Annotated in this window: 14 protein-coding genes; 7 read left to right on the forward strand and 7 right to left on the reverse strand. The window is 60.4% G+C overall.

Features of this window, described 5'->3' with window-relative positions; translation table 11 throughout:
- Positions 1-245: 245 nt before the first annotated feature.
- Both QA643_RS09900 and QA643_RS09905 read right to left on the reverse strand, forming a co-directional pair.
- Complete coding sequence (locus tag QA643_RS09900) at positions 246-1,313, reverse strand: glycosyltransferase family 4 protein (protein WP_283032992.1); 1,068 nt, start codon at positions 1,311-1,313, stop codon at positions 246-248.
- A 96-nt stretch (positions 1,314-1,409) separates the two neighbouring features.
- Positions 1,410-2,009, reverse strand: coding sequence for a methyltransferase domain-containing protein (locus QA643_RS09905; RefSeq protein WP_283032993.1), 600 nt, complete (start codon positions 2,007-2,009; stop codon positions 1,410-1,412).
- Positions 2,010-2,525: 516 nt separating this feature from the next.
- On the opposite strand from QA643_RS09905, the gene QA643_RS09910 reads away from it, so the two are divergent.
- Positions 2,526-3,437: an EamA family transporter gene (locus tag QA643_RS09910; protein ID WP_283032994.1), complete on the forward strand. Its 912-nt coding sequence runs from the start codon at positions 2,526-2,528 to the stop codon at positions 3,435-3,437.
- 224 nt (positions 3,438-3,661) lie between these two features.
- On the opposite strand, the gene QA643_RS09915 is transcribed toward QA643_RS09910, so the two are convergent.
- Positions 3,662-6,991 carry an adenylate/guanylate cyclase domain-containing protein gene (locus QA643_RS09915; RefSeq protein WP_283032995.1) on the reverse strand — a complete coding sequence of 1,110 codons (3,330 nt, stop codon included), beginning with the start codon at positions 6,989-6,991 and terminating at the stop codon, positions 3,662-3,664.
- A gap of 384 nt (positions 6,992-7,375) precedes the next feature.
- On the opposite strand from QA643_RS09915, the gene QA643_RS09920 reads away from it, so the two are divergent.
- From QA643_RS09920 to QA643_RS09930, 3 genes are all read left to right on the forward strand, one after another.
- The gene (locus tag QA643_RS09920) at positions 7,376-7,657 is read left to right on the forward strand and encodes a hypothetical protein (RefSeq protein ID WP_283032996.1); all 282 of its coding nucleotides are present in this window, start codon (positions 7,376-7,378) and stop codon (positions 7,655-7,657) included.
- Positions 7,658-7,786: 129 nt separating this feature from the next.
- Positions 7,787-8,377, forward strand: coding sequence for a ubiquinol-cytochrome c reductase iron-sulfur subunit (locus tag QA643_RS09925; RefSeq protein ID WP_283032997.1), 591 nt, complete (start codon positions 7,787-7,789; stop codon positions 8,375-8,377).
- Between the two features lie 87 nt (positions 8,378-8,464).
- Positions 8,465-10,192 (forward strand): methanol/ethanol family PQQ-dependent dehydrogenase, encoded by a 1,728-nt coding sequence (locus QA643_RS09930; protein WP_283032998.1) that lies wholly within the window; start codon positions 8,465-8,467, stop codon positions 10,190-10,192.
- A gap of 58 nt (positions 10,193-10,250) precedes the next feature.
- Here QA643_RS09930 and QA643_RS09935 read toward each other — a convergent pair whose 3' ends face one another.
- The 3 genes from QA643_RS09935 to QA643_RS09945 are packed head-to-tail and all read right to left on the reverse strand — an operon-like array spanning position 10,251 to position 13,339.
- Entirely contained in the window at positions 10,251-10,511 is a 261-nt protein-coding gene (locus QA643_RS09935) for a hypothetical protein (protein ID WP_283032999.1), read from the reverse strand.
- A 54-nt stretch (positions 10,512-10,565) separates the two neighbouring features.
- Positions 10,566-12,884: a molybdopterin cofactor-binding domain-containing protein gene (locus QA643_RS09940; protein WP_283033000.1), complete on the reverse strand. Its 2,319-nt coding sequence runs from the start codon at positions 12,882-12,884 to the stop codon at positions 10,566-10,568.
- Between the two features lie 2 nt (positions 12,885-12,886).
- A complete protein-coding gene (locus QA643_RS09945) occupies positions 12,887-13,339 on the reverse strand; it encodes a (2Fe-2S)-binding protein (protein WP_283033001.1) in 453 nt (150 codons plus the stop codon).
- Positions 13,340-13,786: 447 nt separating this feature from the next.
- Here QA643_RS09945 and QA643_RS09950 point away from each other — a divergent pair, with 447 nt between their 5' ends.
- Entirely contained in the window at positions 13,787-14,644 is an 858-nt protein-coding gene (locus QA643_RS09950; RefSeq protein WP_283033002.1) for a cytochrome c, read from the forward strand.
- Positions 14,645-15,306: 662 nt separating this feature from the next.
- On the opposite strand, the gene QA643_RS09955 is transcribed toward QA643_RS09950, so the two are convergent.
- On the reverse strand, positions 15,307-16,242 hold the full coding sequence (locus tag QA643_RS09955; RefSeq protein ID WP_283033003.1) for an NAD(P)H-binding protein: 936 nt from the start codon (positions 16,240-16,242) through the stop codon (positions 15,307-15,309).
- Positions 16,243-17,230: 988 nt separating this feature from the next.
- Here QA643_RS09955 and QA643_RS09960 point away from each other — a divergent pair.
- Positions 17,231-17,788 carry a cytochrome P460 family protein gene (locus QA643_RS09960; RefSeq protein WP_283033004.1) on the forward strand — a complete coding sequence of 186 codons (558 nt, stop codon included), beginning with the start codon at positions 17,231-17,233 and terminating at the stop codon, positions 17,786-17,788.
- A gap of 308 nt (positions 17,789-18,096) precedes the next feature.
- Complete coding sequence (locus tag QA643_RS09965; RefSeq protein WP_283033005.1) at positions 18,097-18,318, forward strand: hypothetical protein; 222 nt, start codon at positions 18,097-18,099, stop codon at positions 18,316-18,318.
- The last annotated feature ends 125 nt before the right edge of the window (positions 18,319-18,443 follow it).

The following is an 18,443-nucleotide window of genomic DNA, read 5'->3' on the forward strand; positions in this document are numbered from 1 at the left end:
TCTCTTCCCGGCGAATCTCGACCTGTCCGGGACCGCGATACCATAGGGCCGAGGCAATATCGGCGCTCGCACTAACAGCCATTGTCTTATATCTCGGACTGGAATTCCCGGCGAATTGACGTGTTATAAGCCGTAGTCTGCACCGCCCGCCGGCGAATGAGAAGCCATAACCTCTTTGCTGCAAGCACATCCACTAGCAACGATGTGCGCGCTTACTGAGGAAGCTGGACCTTCGGCCCCGCCCATTAACCGATCGTCTCGATTGCGCCGGCAAACAGTCGGGCGGAATCTTGCCAAGTGGGAAGCCGAGCCGCTGCCGCGCGAGCGTTCGTGGCAAGCCGCCGCCGTTCAGGCAGATCGCCGATCAGACGGCGCAGTGCCTGCGCCAATGCGACCGTATCGTCCGGAGGCACCAGCAGACCGGCCTCCGCCGGCACTGTATCGGGGATTGCGCCCACCCTGGTAGACACGACCGGAAGCCCGTGCCCGATCGCTTCGGCGAGCGCCATCCCATATCCTTCGAAACGCGATGCGAGAACAAATATATCGGATGCCAAATAGAGTTCGGTAATGCCCTCAGCCGGCACTGCGCCGAGCACCGTGACCCTGTCGCCGAGGCCGTAGGCCTCAATATCGGCATCAAGTTGCGCGGCTGCGACCGGGTTGCGAGTTCGATCACCCGCGATCGTCAGACGCCAGGGCATGTCGGCGAGCGCAACCAACGCCGCGATGAGCAGATCGTGTCCTTTGTCCGGTACCACCGAACCAATCGAGAGAAGCCGAACGACGCCATCGTTGCTGCCAGGGGCAGACGGAACAGGATCATTACCCGGTCGAACCACGCTGACGCGCCGAGCCGGAACATCGTAATCACCGATCACAATCCGGGCGGTTGCCTCACTCGTGACCACGACGTGCGCCGCCGCAGCGAGCGCAACGCGCTCGCTCTCGCGGAAGACATCTGCCTGCCTGGTGTTTAGACCGGAGTGCAGAGCAAGCGGTTGGTGCACCAGCGCGATGAGCGGTGTGCGGGATCGGAGCGCACCGGCCTCGGGCAGGGCCCCGAACGCAAGTCCATCCACGACCATGGGATAGCCGGCCGGCACCGCGGACAGTATCGCCAGCGCGGTCGCGCGCTGAGCGATGCTCGGGAACGGAAAGCTGTCGCCTATGTTGGCGACATCGACGTGCCAATCCAGCCGCTGAAGCTCCTGGATGATGCGTCGATCATAGCGATAACCTCCGGTTGGCGTGGCGAGATCACCCGGCACGGCGAACGCAAGATGCCGTTCATTGCATGGAAGCGTGCGCACGATGTGGATCCAACGATGGTTGCGTCATTTCCGACGGATTTGCGCGAGCCGCAGGCCGAACAATATGCCTCTTCATGATCGCCATTCCTTCCGCTGCTAGGTAGGTTTCGCGTCCTTCCACGCGCATAGTGAGAGGCCGCCGCGGAAAGAACCTAATCGAGCATGCTGCCCGATGACATCAAGCATGGTGAGCAGTAGCGCAACGAGGGTCGGCACGTCTCCTTTGGGAATGAACGTCCAGGAAACCGAGCGAGTGCGGCGAAACCCAGCTTGATCCAGCAGCAGGGAAAACTCTTCGTGAGTCAGTACTCGGTCACTGGAGAGATGCCTGGTGCCAAACCCCAACACAGGCGCTATCGTCCGATACCAAACGTAGTCGGCATTCAGTGTCAGGCAGAAAAAACGGCCACCAATCTTCAGCACCCTATATATGCTGGCCAATACCGCTCTTTTGTCGAGCATGTGCTCGAGCCCACCGATACAAATGGCCAGATCGACCGACTGGTCCCCGATTCCGTTCAGATCCTCGGCGTTGCCCACCTCAAATGTGAGATTGGCTTTCCAAGGGGAGTTACAAAGACGAGCGCGCGCCAATGCGATCATGCCCGGGGAGAGATCAATCCCGATGCCACGAGCTACTTCAGGAGCAAGGGCGAGGAGGTGATGGCCGTTTCCGCAACCGACGTCCAGCACCACATCAGAGGGCCGGATTCGAGCCAGGCTTCGCACAAGCGCGAGTCGGTATTCGAGCAGCCGTTGCGGGTGACCGTGCTGCTCGGGGGATCCTGTTGATGCACATCGATCAAAGAAAGACCTGATGTCCGTGGAGTTGCATGAGGGAGTGGTCCTGACGCCGCGAAACCTTAACCAAGGCGCTCGTCGTTCGGCGTCGGGTGTCTGTCCCCGCAGGGGGCGGCCTGCGAGATCGGCAGAACTTATCGGATTCCGCGGTTGTATCATCGGCATGACAGGCCACCCGAGAATCCAGTCTAGCGGCAATCAACAATCCAATTGCTCCGCGTAAGTTCCCCGGGGAGAGCACCTGCATCGCTCGTGCGGAACTGACGCGTCGAATAGGCTGGTGGACGCCGCAGAAATTTCTTTGGATTTCGGCCCCGAAAGGTGGAACGTCCTCGAGGGGGTTCGTAGTCGGGATTGGCCACAGTTTCCGCCTCGGCGAAGCTGAAGACAATTCCTGGCGGAGTGTCGATTATGAGCTGGTTTTTCATCGCCTTGTGGGCGCCATTCCTACTTGCTTGCGCCAACCACAATGACAAGTTTTTGCTATCGAGATACCTCGAGCAGAAAAGTATCGGATCCATTGTCATACTCTCTTCGCTGTTCAGCGGCGTGGCGATCCCGATAGTATTGTTCATTCAGCCGGACGTGTGTGACGTCAGCTTCGTTAACGGAACCGCGCTTGTCGCGACCGGAATGTCGAGCGTCTTCGCCGCTGTTTGCTATCTCTACGCACTTGACCTCGATGAGGCATCTTTCGTTACCCCGTTTTATCAGACGGTGCCCATCTTTGCTTACTTCCTTGGTTACTTCATTCTGAGTGAAACGATCACGCTTGCTCAAGGATTGGGTTCGTTCGCTATTGTTGTTGGTGCGCTTGCATTGTCGTTTGAATTTGGTCGGCGGGGAATGCGGTTCAAGCGAGACGTTGTGGCATTGATGCTGGGGGCATCTTTCTTGAGTGCGGTAAATGGCGTCATTTTCAAGCTGATCGCAGTGGACAGGGGTTTTTGGGTTTCGCTTTTTTGGGGTTTCGTCGGCCAAACGGTGACCGGTCTGACCTTCCTGGTCTGCGTTCCAAGTTACCGCAGAGATTTCCTCCATCTCTTCAGGCAATCGAAAGTTGGCGCTGTTGGCCTCATCGCGTTGAGCAAGACATTGTTCAGCGTCAGCGAAGCCGTCACGCTTTACGCGACGCTCCTGGCGCCCGTCGCATTGGTTTTTCTCGTGAATTCGTTCCAGCCACTTTTCGTCTTTGCATTCGGTATCGTGTTGACCCTGTTTTTCCCTCGGGTGGCCAAGGAATCGCTAGATCGCACGAAGATGCTACAAAAGAGCCTGGGAATTTGCCTCATGCTCGTGGGTGGTTACTTGATCAGCAGATAACATCTGACCGAGCTAACGAAGCCACCTTTGGCGGGGCACGAGTCCGGTATCGACTCCAACGTGACGGCCGCGCTGTTCGCGTCCGGACCTGGCCCGTTCCTGCCGATAACCCCTCCTCAAGGTCAGGTCGGCTTCTTGGGGTAGATCGGAAGTGGCGATCCGCCAGGCTCTACGGCGAATTTAGAGCCGGAGCAGAAGTCGCATACTTCGGTTAAGAGTGCTTTCTAGGCCAACTCAGCGAGTAGCGCGGCGGCCTCTTTGAGGTCGCGAGTATCGAAGCCTTCGGTGAAGCAGCCGTAGATCGGCGCGAGCAGGTCGCGCGCGTCGGTGCGCTTGCCTTGATCGCACCAGAGGCGGGCCATGCTGGTGGCGGCGCGCAATTCCCAAAGCCTCGCGCCCTGTTTCTGCGCTGTTGCAAGCGCGCGGCCGAGCCAGCACTCCGCATTGTGTCGATCCGATGTGGTGATCAGCACCTCCGCCATGAGCCGGTACAGCTCCGCCTCGTACCACCGCTCGTCGGTTAGCTCGACCAGCTCGAGGGCTTCATTTAACAGGCTGATCCCGTCGGCGGTTCGGTTCGCTCGCCGGTGCGCTTCCGCCAGCAGACCAAGATAGTAAGGCACCTTAATCTCGGCACCCGTTGCTCGCTTCGTCGCCAGCCCCCACCGCATCCTGCTGATGGCCTCCTCGATGGATCCTGCGCCAGCGAGCATGGCCCACCCTCGGAAACAGGTCCCCGTTCCGACGAAGTGAGGGAAACCTTGTTCGGTCGCGAGTGCCACCAGCTCCTCGGCTTGTTCCTCAAGAATCGCCCCGTCGCAGCGAAGTTGGTGAAAAACACAGCTGACGTGCAGCGCATATGCCAATGTATAGGGGTGTGACAGCTCGCGTGCCCAAGCCAGCGAGATTCGGCTTTGCGCCAGCGCCTGATCCGGCTGTCCGAGCAGCAGATGTGTCCAGGCAACGAAGCTCTCGCAGGTGACGCGCACGTCGTGCGGCGTCAGCTTCGGAGGCCGGTGCCTGGCCTGGTCGTAGAAATCGAGCGACTGTCGCAGGTGGCAAAGTGCACGGCTGAACTCGGCACGAAACAGATGGCTGACGCCCATGTTCCGGTGCGCGATCAGCTTGGTCTCGCTATCATTTCGGCCTTCAGAAAGCTGAAGTAGTTCGTTTGCCAGTTCCTGGCTTGCACGGATCTGTGCGCTATTAAGCAGGTACGAGAGAGCGCCGGCCCACGCTCTCGCAATCTGCGCTCCCTCCGGCGCGTCATGGCATAACTCGCGGGCCCGGGCATAGGCTGCACCGGCCTCGGGCGAAGCCCATCCTTTGGCTGCGGTAAGGGCCCCGGCGAACGCGAGCTGAAGCGAACGTTCATTGGAGCGTTGCTCCGGGCTTTTTGGTTGGCTGCCGAGCAACTCGAGCGCCTTGCCAAAATGTGAAGCCGCCTCGGCCATGGTCGAACGTTGAACGGCCGAGCGCCCGGCCTTGTCCCAATACGCGATTGCCTCTTCCACCATGCCAGCGCTGGCACAATGCTGCGCCATAAGCTCTGGCTGGGCCGCTGCAATCTCCCGGAACTGCTGTTCCAGCGTGCTGGCGATGCGGCCATGCAGTTGCTGCCGTCGGCTGCGCAGCAACGTGCTGTAGGCGGCGTCCTGTACTAGCGCGTGCTTGAAGGTATAGGTCGCATCCGGTGGCGTACCGCGCCGGAAAACCAGCTCCGCGCGGATCAGCTGCTCCAAAGCGCCCTCCAGCCGCGCTGGCGGCATGTCGGCGACGGCACTGATGAGTTCGTGGGAGAATTGCCGTCCGAGCGTCGCTGCGATCTGTGCCACTTCTCGAGTTGGCGCCAACCGGTCCAGCCGGGCCAGAAGGGAGGCCTGGAGCGTGGTCGGGATCGCCAAATGGTCTCCGGCCCCGGTCTGCCATCCGCTTTCGATGACAGACTTGGTCAGCTCCTCGATGAATAGCGGCACGCCATCCGTGCGATCGATGATCTGATCGGAAATCTCCCTGGGCAATGTCTTTCCGCCGCTTACGTGCGCGATCATCTCGGCGCGGTGCCTGGGCGGCAAGCGGTTGAGACTGAGCAAGGTCACGTGCGGGCGGCCGACCCAGGGCGGCGTGAACTCCGGTCGAAATGTGAGGAGAATCAGGACGGGCAGCGTCGCGGCTCGATCTATTAGGAGATCAAGCGACTCCAGCGTGGTGGGGTCGCTCCAGTGGATGTCTTCCCATAGCATCAGCAGCGGCTGCCGCGCCGCGAGCCCTTCGACCTGCTCCACCTGCACGTGAAGTGTTTTCGCTTTACGCTTCTGCGGCGTGAGATTGAGCGGCGGATAGCGGTCGCCGGTCGGTATCGACAGCAGGTCCGCCAATAGAGGGACGGCTTCGCTCAGATCCTTGTTTACTATAGCAAGCACCGCCACAAGCTTATCCAGGCGGGTCTCGGCCGTATCCTCGCGTCGAAATCCGGCTGCCTGCTCGAGTTGGCTGATGCTGGGATATAGCGCACTGTGCTGATGATGTGGCGAGCAGAAGAAACGCAACCGCGTGTGCGGCTCTTTGCCCAACTGCTCCAGCAGGGTTTGTGCGATGCGCGACTTGCCGATGCCTGGCTCGCCGGCAATCAGGACGACTGAACCGTCGCCGGCCTTCGCCCGCTCCCAGCGCCGCGTCAACAATGCGATCTCTTCCTCGCGACCGATCAACGGCGTACTGGCGCCCCGTAGGGCCTCGAACCGGCTGCCGACTAGGCTCGCGCCCAAGACCCGCCAGACATGCACCGGATAGTCAATTCCCGCGACCGGCAACCTGCCGAGATCGCGATAATCAAAGAGGCCACCAAGCATCCGGCGCGTGTTGTCGGCGATGACCACCGTGTTCGGTTCGGCAAGCCCCTGAAGCCGTGCCGCAAGATTAGGGGTCTCTCCAATGACCGCTTGTTCCTGGGCGGCGCCCTCTCCGAGCAGATCACCGACGACTACTAGGCCGGTGGCGATACCGACACGCACCCGCAACGAGGTCGCCTGGCCCGCGTCAAGCTTGGCCACGGCCTCGATCAGGGCGAGGGCCGCGCGCACCGCTTGTTCGGCGTCCTCCTCATGCGCCTGCGGGTACCCGAAATAAGCCAGCACGCCGTCACCGAGGTACTTGGCAACAAAGCCGCCGGACCTGGTGATTACGTCGGCGCAACGGCGGTGATAGGCGCCGATGATGTCGCGCAACTCCTCCGGATCGAGCCGCGCCGACAATGCCGTGGAACCGACAAGGTCGGCAAACATGACCGTGAGCTGGCGGCGTTCGGCTTCTGGAGCCTTGCCGCCAGAGCGGTCTGGCTCGACCGCATGTTGGGCCGTGTCGCGAAAAGTTTCGGCTCGCAACGCGGCGATCGCATCGAGGAGAATACGGCGATGGCCGACGGCCGTCACACCGAGGTCCCGAAGGTCTTCGGCGGTCAGCTTGGGCAAGATTGCCTCGTCGATCGCGTTTTCCCGGAATGCCTGCTCATAGCGTTCCAGGCCGAGGCCGCGCAGCCAGGCACTGATATCCATGGCATTCACACGCCTACGTGGCGCACTCATCCACTGGCTTTCGCCGCGCCGAGTCGGACGATATGGTAGCCGAGCGCGGTCGGTCGAGTCGCTCGCCGACCGTCGTACGAGATGAGGTAGCCAGTTTACCCCACCACATAGGACGAAACACGCTTTTTTGCTCGTGGGCGCCTCCGCATCCGTGGACGAACCCGAGCGAGCCTCAGAGAACGGCTCAGCCTAACGATCCCGGCGATTATCGCGCTCGCCCATGAGACGGATCACCCTGTCTCAATAGTCGCGCGGCTGCGCCGCATTCGTTTTCTTGAAAATATAGAATGAACTAGGAAACCTTCGTGAGCCGGCGCGTTCGTACAAAGGACGCTATGACGGGGAGGACTTTCCATGCGAACCACAATCGTTGCGGTGCTTGTAGCGAGCGGCACCATGATGGCCCTGCCAGCACTGGCGCAGCAGCAGCAGCCGGTACCGAACCCACAAATGCAGGAGGAGGCTGACAAGGGCATCAAGACTCGCCAGTCCGGTGAGTCGGGGTATGTCGGCGAGCAGGAGAAGCCCGGTGCTGCCGCCCGCCCCCCTGGTAAGACTGACACTGCGCCACCGACAACGGGCTCAGCCACCGGCACCTCGACCGGGGCGACAGGCAGCGGTGAAAAGCCGCGCTGAGCCTTCTGGAAGTGTAGCACGCCTGAGCGTAATCTCGCCTTCCTGACGCGGGGTTCGTGACCCTTGCCGTCAAGCACCGAGGTTACACGCGACGAAGATCCAGGCTCATAGCGGAGCTGGAGAGGACAAATGCGGTGTCCGAAGCAAACGCGACGCTCGCTTCTTTTGACCACGCTCGCCGCCGGAGCGTTTCTGACCGGGGGGAGGTTCGCTGCCGCACAAGAAGATCAGCCCGGCAGCAGCGACCGACCGAAAAAAGGCGATCTTCTTGTTTTCTCGGAAGGCGAACGCGTTGGCGCCATCATCGCGCCCGACGACGTAAAGCTCGGCCAACCGCCGCTGCATACCTGGCCAAAGGATCCCAAGACTTCGGTCGTTCGTAACGGCTCGCGGTTGAACGAGATCCTCATCGTAAGGCTTGATGCCGGCGAAATGGATGAGGAGACCCGCGCACGCTCTGCTGAGGGCATCGTAGCCTATTCCGCTATCTGTACTCACGCCGGATGTTCTGTCACCGGCTGGCTGAAGTCCGAGACGGGCGATAAAGACGTTCTCAAGTGCTTTTGTCACAATTCCGAATTCAATCCGCGGGAAGGCGCGCAAGTCGTGTTCGGACCCGCGCCCCGGCGTCTGCCGGCGCTCCCGCTGGCAATAGCCGACGGCTCGCTCACCATAGCTGCAACATTCGTCGGAAAGGTAGGTGCTCAACAACCAGGGTGATGGGGCGCGGTCGCATCGGATTCCCATGCCCCAGATGATCGCACCACCAAGGGTGTGCAGAGAGAAAGAGCTAGGGAGATGACGTCCATGACCAGAAAGCAATGGCTATTATCGGGATGTGTTGCATGCACAACCCTTATCTCAATCGCCGCTGTCGCCGGTCCGATCGAAAATTACAGCCCGGTGACGCAAGCCCGCTTGGAAAATCCCGAACCCGGCAACTGGATGCTATATCGGCGGACCTATGACGGGCAGGGCTATAGTCCGCTCGAGCAGATCAATAGCTCCAACGTCAAGAATCTCAGCCCCGTGTGGACCTTCTCCACCGGCGTGATCGAGGGCCATGAGGCGCCGCCGATCGTCAACAACGGTGTGATGTTCGTCACCACACCGATGGGCCAGGTGATCGCGCTGGATGCCAAGACCGGCGAAGAATATTGGCGCTACAAGTGGCAGCTACCGGAAGATTTGTTTCAGCTGCATCCGACCAACCGCGGCGTCGGCTTGTGGCAGGACAAGCTCTATCTCGCCACGACCGATGATCACGTGGTTGCTCTCGATGCCAAAACCGGCAAGGTTCTCTGGGATACGAAAGTGCAGGACTACAGGAAGGGGCAATACCTGACGTTGATGCCGCTGGTCATCGACGGAAAGGTCATCGTCGGCGGCTCTGGCGGCGAACTCGGCGTCCGGGGCTATGTCGTCGCGTATGACGCCAATAGCGGCAAGGAGTTGTGGCGCACTTTCACGATCCCCGCCCCCGGCGAACCAGGCCATGAGACATGGACCGGCGACGACTGGAAGACTGGCGGCGGATCCGCATGGATGACCGGCAATTACGACAAGGACACCAAGACCATTTATTGGGGCGTTGGTAATGCTGCGCCATGGCCCGGAGACGCTCACCCCGGCGACAACCTCTACACGAGTTCCGTGCTCGGCCTCGATCCCGAGACTGGCAAGATCAAGACACATTTCCAGTACCATCAGAACGACTCCTGGGATTGGGACGAGGTGGAGGCGCCGATACTGGTCGATCTGCAAAGGGATGGCCGGACCATCAAGAGCTTAATCCATCCGGGACGGAACGCGATCTTCTGGGTCTTGGAGCGCAAGGCGGACAAGATCAGCTACGTAGCCGGCTGGCCCTTTGTTTCCACCGATGTCTGGAAAGGCATTGAGCCCGAGACCGGCAAGCCGATTGTCGACCCCGCGCACAAGCCGGTGGTCGGCAAGCGGGTCGAGTTCTGCCCGTCACTGTGGGGTGGCAAGGACTGGCCGTCGGCGGCCTACAGCCAGAAGACGAAATATGTCTATGTGCCGGCCAACGAGAACACCTGCGGCGGCTTCTCTGGCGAGAAGGTGCCGCTGGTTCCAGGCCAGCTCTGGCTTGGCACCAAGCCTGAGGACATCGGTCTGACGCTCCGTCCCGGCGCCAAACACATCGGCGAACTACAGGCCTGGGATCCCGCAACCGGCAAGAAAGTCTGGTCGCACAACTTCCCGAAGTCGCAATTGTTTGGTTCGGTACTGGCGACCGCGGGCGATCTCGTCTTTGTCGGTGGGACCAATGATCGCTACTTCCGCGCCTTCGACGCCAAGAGCGGCGAACTATTGTGGGAGCAGAAGACCAACTCCGGCATTATGGGCATGCCGGTTTCCTATGAGGTCGATGGCACGCAATACATTGCGATCCAGTCCGGCTGGGGCGTCGACGCGCAACGCATCCAGGATGCACTTGCCACCCAGAACGTCGGGGTGGAAAACAACGTGCCGCAGGGCGGCGTGGTTTGGGTATTCGCCGTCAAAAAATAGTCGCGGGTAAAGCCTCGACGAGAGAAGCGGCGGACTGAAAGGTCCGCCGCTTCTGTTTCTATTTGCCCTTGGTCTCGACCTTCGCTTTCTCGTCCTCATTCATCTTCTTCACCGTCGGATCGCGGCTGGCTTGCCCCGTGGTCTGGGTCGTCGTGGCCGGCGGTGCGTTACTGGGCATGGAGCTTTGCTCGGCAGGATTCTTGGCCGGCCGTGTGGCGGTGGCAGGCGGCGGGTTTGCCTGCGCGCTCGCCGCCTGTGCGTTCAAAAGAAGGGCGCCCGCCAATAGCGATAACGCGAGCGCCGTTGGGTTGGGTTTCATTGATCTGAACTCCTCTCAGATCAAGGAAAACGGCCCGTTCGATCTAACGTTCCCCTACGCCTCCAACTGCTTGCCGATCGGCAGTGCGCGGATGCGCTTGCCGGTCGCGGCGAAGATCGCGTTGATCAGCGCCGGCGCAAAGGGCGGCACCCCCGGCTCGCCGACGCCGCTCGGCGGCGTATCAGGGCCGGCAGGCACGATGTAGACGTTGGTCACGGCCGGCGCCTCGTCGATCCGGATGACAGGGAAGTCGTCGTAATTGCCCTGCTGCACCTTGCCGTCCTTGAAGGTGATCGCGCCGTGCTTGACGAGGCTGAGGCCCATGATGGCTGCACCCTCGATCTGCGACTGGATCCGCTCCGGATTGACATAGGTTCCGCAATCGATGGCGGTATCGACCCGCGGCACAGTCAGCTTGCCCTTGTCGTCGACGGCGACCTCGACGATCGTCGCGATATAGCTGACGAAGCTGCGATGCGCGGCAATGCCGAGCCCGTGCCCCTTGGGGACAGACCGGCCCCAGCCGCCCTTGTCGGCGACCAGCTCGACGACCTTGCGCAGCCGCGCGGTGTCGATCGGATAGCTGTCATAGGGCTCGCCGTAGTTCCAGAGGTCTTTGACGGAATCGAGCTTGAGGATGCGCGGGGTGCCGATCAGCTCGAGCAGCATTTCCTTTTGATCGCGGCCGGTGGCATGGGCGATTTCGCCGACCATGGACTGCACCGCGAAGGCGCGCGGGATGTTCGACACCGAGCGGAACCAGCCGATGCGGGTATGCGCTGCCGCCTCCGGATTTTCGCACTGCACGTTGGCGATCTCGAAGGGCATGTCGACCAGCCCCATGCCGAGCTCGAACGGCGCCTGATTTTTCGTTCCGGCCGCAAATGTCGAGGCGATGCTCGGCGCGACGCTGCGATGCCGCCAGGCCGTCACCTTGCCGCTCTTGTCGAGGCCGGCCTCGATGCGTTCGACCGAGACGGTGTGCAGGAAGCCGTTGCGAATGTCGTCTTCCCGCGTCCATTGCACCTTGACGGGCGCGCCGAGCTCCTTGGAGAGCAGGGCCGCCTCGATGGCATAGTCGCATTTCGACTTGCGCCCGAAGCCGCCGCCGAGCAGCGTGACATTGACGGTGACGTTTGCTTCGGGAATGCCGAGCGTCTTGGCGACGTCCTCGCGCGTTCCGCCCGCGCTTTGCACCGGGCCCCAGATCTCCGCCTTGTCGCCCTTGACGTCGGCGACCGCCACCGGCGGCTCCATGGCGACATGGGCGAGGTGCGGCAGATAATATTCGCCGACGATCACCTTGTCGGCGCCCTTCAAGGCGGCTTCGACGTCGCCTTCCTTGCGCACCACGAGACCGGGCTTGCGTGCCGCTTCCTCCAGCTCGGTCCGGTAGGCGACAGACTCGTATTTGCCGTTGGGGCCGTCGTCCCAGACGATCTTGAGCGCGTCGCGGCCCTTGATCGCGGCGCCGGTGTTGCGCGCGATTACTGCGACGCCGCCGAGTGGCTGGAATTTCGAAGGCCACGGCCAACCCTTGACCTCCATCACCTTCTCGACGCCGGAGACCTTCATCGCATCAGCACCGTCAAACGAGGCGACCTTGCCGCCGGTCACCGGCGGCCGGGCAATCACGGCGTATTTCATGCCGGGCAGGCGAACGTCGGCGCCGTAACGCGCGGCGCCGACCGTGATGTCCCGCAGGTCGACCATGCTGATCTGGCCTTTGCCCAGATAGCGAAAATCCTTCGGATCTTTCAGCTTCAGGCCTTCGACGCTGGGGACCGATTCCTTGGCGGCATCGGCGGCTAGGTCACCAAAGCCAAGGCGGCGGCTGGTCGCGCTGTGGACGACCTCGTGGTTGACCGCCTTCACCTCCGCCGCCGGCACACCCCATCGCTTCGCGGCGGCGGTCTCCAGCATCGCACGCGCCGAAGCGCCGATCTGCCGCATCGGCATCAGATAGTGACGCGTGCTGCGGGAGCCGTCGGTGTCCTGATTGCCGAATTTGACCTCGTCGCCATGTGCCTGCTGGACGCGAACGCGCGACCAGTCGGCTTCCATCTCTTCGGCCACGATCATCGGCAGGCTGGTGCGCACACCGGTTCCCATCTCGGCGCGGTGTGCGACGATGGTGACGGTGCCATCGGGTGCGATCGCGACGAACACGCGCGGATCCACCACGGTGCCGTGCGGCATCTTGTCGGCGCCAGTCTGGTACGCGGCAAGCGCCGGGCGTGACATCACGGGCGCGGCCAGCACGAAACCGCCGGCGAGGCCGAGGCCCTTCAGGATGCTACGGCGGGAAACATTGTCGACCTTGACGTAGCGCTCAAAGCCACGGAGTTTTTTCGGATTGGTAAGAATGTTCATGATCAAACCCCCGTCGATGCGAGGTGAACTGCATTTTCGATGCGCTGGTAGCAGCCGCAGCGGCAGATGTTGCCCGCCATCGCTTCGCGTATCTGACCGTGATTGGGTTTTGGATTTTCGATCAGCAGCGCGGCCGCCTGCATGATCTGGCCGGCCTGGCAAAAGCCGCATTGCGGGACGTTCAATTGACGCCAGGCCTTCTGAACCGCGTGATCGCCGGTCGGATGTAGGCCTTCGATCGTCGTGACCTCCCGATTGACTACATCGGAAACCGACGTGATGCAGGCGCGCACCGCCTGCTTGTCGACGATCACGGTGCGGGCGCCGCACAGAGCCTGGCCGCAACCGTATTTCGTGCCCGTCAGTCCGGCTTCATCCCGCAGAAACCACAGCAGCGGGAGATCCGGATCGCCATCCCAGTTCAGTTCCTGGCCATTAATCTTCAGCTTGATCATGATCGTCTCCCTCTTCATACAGAGCCGTCATGAGCGTCTCTTCGAGGTGAGCGAGAATATCTTCCTGGGACACCCCCTCGTACGGTCTCAGGCGAACCTAACCCGCTGAGAAACTGCAGACTGCACCGTAGGATCTAATTGATCTCTGTGTCTGGCCCATCCTCCAGTTTTACTTTGCTTTGTTCAAGGTATGGACGTCTAGAAACCTACTACAAAGCAGGGCGAACAGGGTTCACAACGCCTTGTTTGCTCTTTGTATTTAGCGAGGGCTGCCTCCTCGAACGGCACGCTTTTGGTCAAGAGCCCTTACGCAGTGGCCCACACGAGACGAGATTTTTCGCCGAGTTGGGCTTCGTTGCTGGAGGAGAATAGGTGTAACTCTGCGACAGTCGCATTGAGCGGCCAGCTATTGTCGCGTTCGAGGGACGCTTCGGGTACGTTACAACGATGATCGGGCTCGCTGTCACTTTAGCTTTCTCGCTGGTTGCCTTCACGATGCCGACACCGGTTTGGGCGGCCGGTCCGACGTTGACGTTATCAGCCAATGGCGGCGTGCTTATCTTCGATAGGGATGCGCTGCTTGCGCGCACGGATGTCGTCGACATTACCACGTCGCGTGATGTTGCATACGGTACTCCTCGGATGTATCGAGCCGTGGCGCTCGCGAAGTTGCTTGAAGAAGTTGCCATTCCGTCCGATGCCGTGGTGGAAGCGGTAGCGCAAGACGGCTTCGTGACGCAACTCCCTCGCGATCTGGTCTACGCTAACGATGGCATCGTCGCGTATATGGCAATCGAAGCCGCCGACAGGCCCTGGCCACCAATTCCAGGTAAAGATAAGAGCGCAGGCGCCTTCTATGTCGTATGGATCGGCGATCAAGCGTCATCCGTCCCAACCATGATGTGGCCCTACCAAATTGTCAGTTTGTCGGTGCAAGACGCGCCAGCTAAGCGGTGGCCCCCACTCGCGGTCGATCCTACGCTCCCCGCGCTGCATCCGGCGCGTGACGGGCAAACAATTTTCGTCAACAAATGCTTCACATGCCATACGATGAACCAGGTAGGATCCGCGTCGGCTGGCCCCGATCTGAATGTACCGATGAACCCGACGGAGTACTTCACCGATGCCGGTCTGCGCGCGCTGATCCGAGATCCACGCTCGGTTCGGGTCTGGCCCGAGCAGCGGATGCCCAGCTTTGCCGAAGAGGACCTGAGCGATGAGGAACTCGGGCTGATCTTGGCGTATTTGAATCACATGGCGGATAGGAAGAGCCGAGCAACGGAAGGCGGAAGCAGCAAACGCTAAAGTAAATCGTAAAACTCGGTACGGTTAGCGACCGTGAGGACGTCGCCGCCGACGGGCGTCATCCGCTCTTGCAGACCAGCCACGGAGGGCTGAGTCCTGACTGCTTCAGCCGCTTTGCTCGGAAGCTATTCAGAAAATCGAATCCATGCGGCCGGCGCTGCCGCGTTCGATCTTGCCGTTGCATATTGCTTGGCGAATGTCTCCCGCTGGGCACATTTCGGACGTTGCAAGCCGATGCAGCAATTCCGGGTGTTCAGTGAAGAGCGAAAAGTGAGAAGACTCCTCCAGAAGAAAACAAGCTAGGGATTCCAAAATTCCGGCGTGGACGCATGAACGCTACTATATTCGACTAACCGTGGCGAACTCACCAAAGCAGACGTCAATCTCTATGTGTTCGCTCCCGTGCGGCTCCCCAACGCAAACGTCCAAGCTACTAACCCTTCTCTCGCCACACAAATTTTCGTTGGAGCTGACCCTGCGGAGGTTAAGCTCCGAGGATGGTCGCTGTGTCAGTCTTCAGGGGTGAAGCGGAAAACATCTGCTCGCTGGGCACCTTCCGCCTTAGCCAAATCGGAATTCCCGAAATGCTGACGCTCGTTCCCGGCAGTGCCACGGCCTGAGATAAACGCCTCGTAAGTAAAAGGCCCCGTCGAATGGCCCGCTCAAGCCGCGGTTCCATCCCGCGTGAATTCAGCGGCATGCAACTTGATGAAGTTGTACATGCTCATCGGCTTCTGGCCGGTGAGCTTGAACAGGTCGTCGGTCATACGGTCGTAGCGGCCCTGCTTGTTCAGCTCCGTCATCACGGAAAGGTGCTTGACGATGTGCGCGGGCACGCCAGCCCCCAGCAGCTTTTCGCTCCAGTCGGAGAGTGGTACGTCGCGATAGTGGATCGTCCGACCCAGCGCCTCTGAGAACACGCGCGCGTAGTGCTCCAGATCGGCCGATTCAAAGCCGGTCAGATTGTAGATCTGGCCGATGTGCGGCATGGGATCCTCGAGGACGACCGATACGGCGCGCGCCACGTCCACAGCCGAAATCGGTGAGGTTTTGCCGCCGCCCATTGGCAACGCCAGTTCGTCGGCATCCCGCACGCTCGGAGCAGCGAAAAGGCGGAAGAATCCTTCGAGGAAGACCGTGGGCCGCATGGTGACGACCGGGAGGCCCGACCAGGACAAAGCCTGTTCAGCCAGCCAGTGCAGCTTGTGCTGCGGGCTGTCGGTGCTCTCGGTGATGCTCATCTGCGTAACGGTCATCTGAGACATGTTCACGAACGCTTCGACGCCGTGATGGCGCGCCACCGCGGCGGTGTTGACCGTGGCCGTCAGGTAATCGGCCGAAACCGACATGCCGAAATAGACACTCGCGCAACCTTCGATCGCGCGGTGCATCGCGGTGAGGTCAGTCAGGTCGCCTTGCACGACTTCGGCGCCCAGCTGGCGCAGGGCCTCGGCGCGTTCATCCTCGCGGCGCACCAGGGCGCGCACCTTGCGCCGTTTGGCGAGCAGCATTTCGGTGAGATTGCGGCCGATGGAACCGACAGCGCCACCCGCGCCGGTCACCAGGATCGGGCTAGCATGTGACACTTGCGTAGTCATTTCAATTGCCTCTGGATGAGCTCAGATTGCGGGACGATCGCCGGGTTACAGGACGAGTCGACAGGGCTCTCATCGTCGAGAACCGGGCGAGCCGAGTAACAAAAGACATGTGAATCCATGTTTGACAGTGATGGCGGCTACCCGGTGTGGCTACTTGCGCGGGAGCGGATAGCCTTGAACGCACGAGGTCCTGTCCCCGGCTGGCTCTTGGCAGCGCAAGCAATCGTTCTTGTAATCGGTTCGTAACGGTTCGCTTCATCTCGGCGCCTTCGCAAAAGCCCGAGGCTTGGCTGCGGCTCCCAGCATGATGCTCTCGGCGGCCGCGCCACACTTGTCCTGAGCCCACGCCACAGCAGCGGCAGCGACGGCCAAGGCGGCCGCCGCAAAGATTGCGCATCGACATTTTCTGACCGGCTGCCGAGATCCAAAGAACACTGCGCCGGGTCGGCGTCGACGAATTCGTGTGCATGACAACTCCTGCTTTTGCAACGAGACGTTGTCGAGCGCGAGAGCCGACGTGACCGAAAGGCGAGTCCCACCGTAGGGACAGCGCGAACAATACACCGCACCCTGATGCCTTCTTCGCGCTGTCCGACATGTCGAGCTTCCTGCCCATATGTCAGCCGTCTCGCAGGCGACGCCTGCAAAGTCGCGAATTTTATTCTTACCAAGCAAACAGACGACGTTTGCACAGTATGCACCAAGCCATACCTCAAGCCAACGCGCCGATGACGGCGGAAGGCCGGAAAAATGCGGCACGGCCCAGTATCAAGGCTATGTCACTGATACTTCCGCTTTTGACCTCCTATAGCGGGCGTCGTGGACAGTTCAGGAATACTGATATGCATCATGGCATCGGACCCATTTCGCAACGCGCAAATCCATGCTGTAATCATGTTCTTCGTGAGCAATGGGCAGCGCAGCCCTAAGCCTCGGAGAAAACAATGCGACGACGCAATTTCCAACAACGGGGTTAGGAGATGCGACAATGAAAAAGAGCACGCTGATCAGTCTCAGTATTTCGGTGTCGATTGCCGTTTTGGCGGCTGGCGTCGCAATTTCCGCGCAGGACAAATACACTGTGCAAGTACCGAATGGCCTCGGGTTCTCTGAGTTTAGGGGATACGAGGACTGGCCAGTGATCGCGATCAGCGAGAGCGGAGGTAAGATCGCTGTGATCGTGGGAAATCCGCTAATGATCAACGCCTATAAGGAAGGCGTGCCCGGCAATGGCAAGCCTTTCCCAGACGGCGCCAAGATGGCGAAAATTCATTGGAAGGCGAAAATACAAGAGAGATATCCCGGTCAGCCAACGGTGCCAGGTACCCAGCTTGATGCTGGTTTCATGCTGAAGGACAGCAAGAGGTTCGCGGATAGCGGCGGATGGGGATGGGCCGAGTTCAACTATGACGCGGCGTCCGATGCGTTTAAGCCCGCCACTGCAGCGGACAATCCGCCGCAGGAAAACGACGCGAAGTGCGGGTTCTCGTGCCACTCGGTGGTGCAGAACCGCGACTACGTTTTCACGGATTACGGAAAGAGGTGAGTATCGGATAGTGTTGACGGACGGTCGTAACGACTGCGCCGAATAATGGTGGATGTCCGCACCTGGCACCTTTGAGACATGCCCGCCTATCCTGAGAACGTCCGTTCACCGGGACTGGAATCGCCGTGGTCCTGTCAACCCGACGCGAATGACCCAGCTCGGAAATCAGACCTTTCGCTAGCTGTGCTCGTGCATGCATGGGCCGTGTAGCGCGTCTTCGATTCAACGACACTGCTCCGACCATTCGCGCCATGAACGCTGTAAAAGTTTTCGGCTGTCAGATCGGCGCCCTCGATTAACATAAAGTGATGCGGCCGTTCACATGGCTGATGGAATGTCCCACTGAAAACGTGTTTAATGTCGCGCTGAAAATGTCCTGGAAAGTTTGGGTTGGCCTACGTTTAGGCAGCCACTTCGCCGAGGAACGCGGCTTCGACGAAGAGCAATATGTGCTGTCCCATGACAGCGCGAGCGACGCGTTGAACTTCTACACCGGCGCCGGACGCCGGCCGCAATCTAAGTTCCTGTGACAGTAATTTTTGCAAATTCAAACAAAAGGGAAAAGAGCGCGCTCGCCGTGATGGCGAAGTGATGCCGGTCAAGCCGCGCTCATAGAAGCCATTCTTGCAGAATTCAAAGAGGCAGGAAAGGAGCC

Origin of the sequence: Bradyrhizobium sp. CB3481 (assembly GCF_029714305.1) — a bacterium.
Lineage (GTDB): Bacteria > Pseudomonadota > Alphaproteobacteria > Rhizobiales > Xanthobacteraceae > Bradyrhizobium.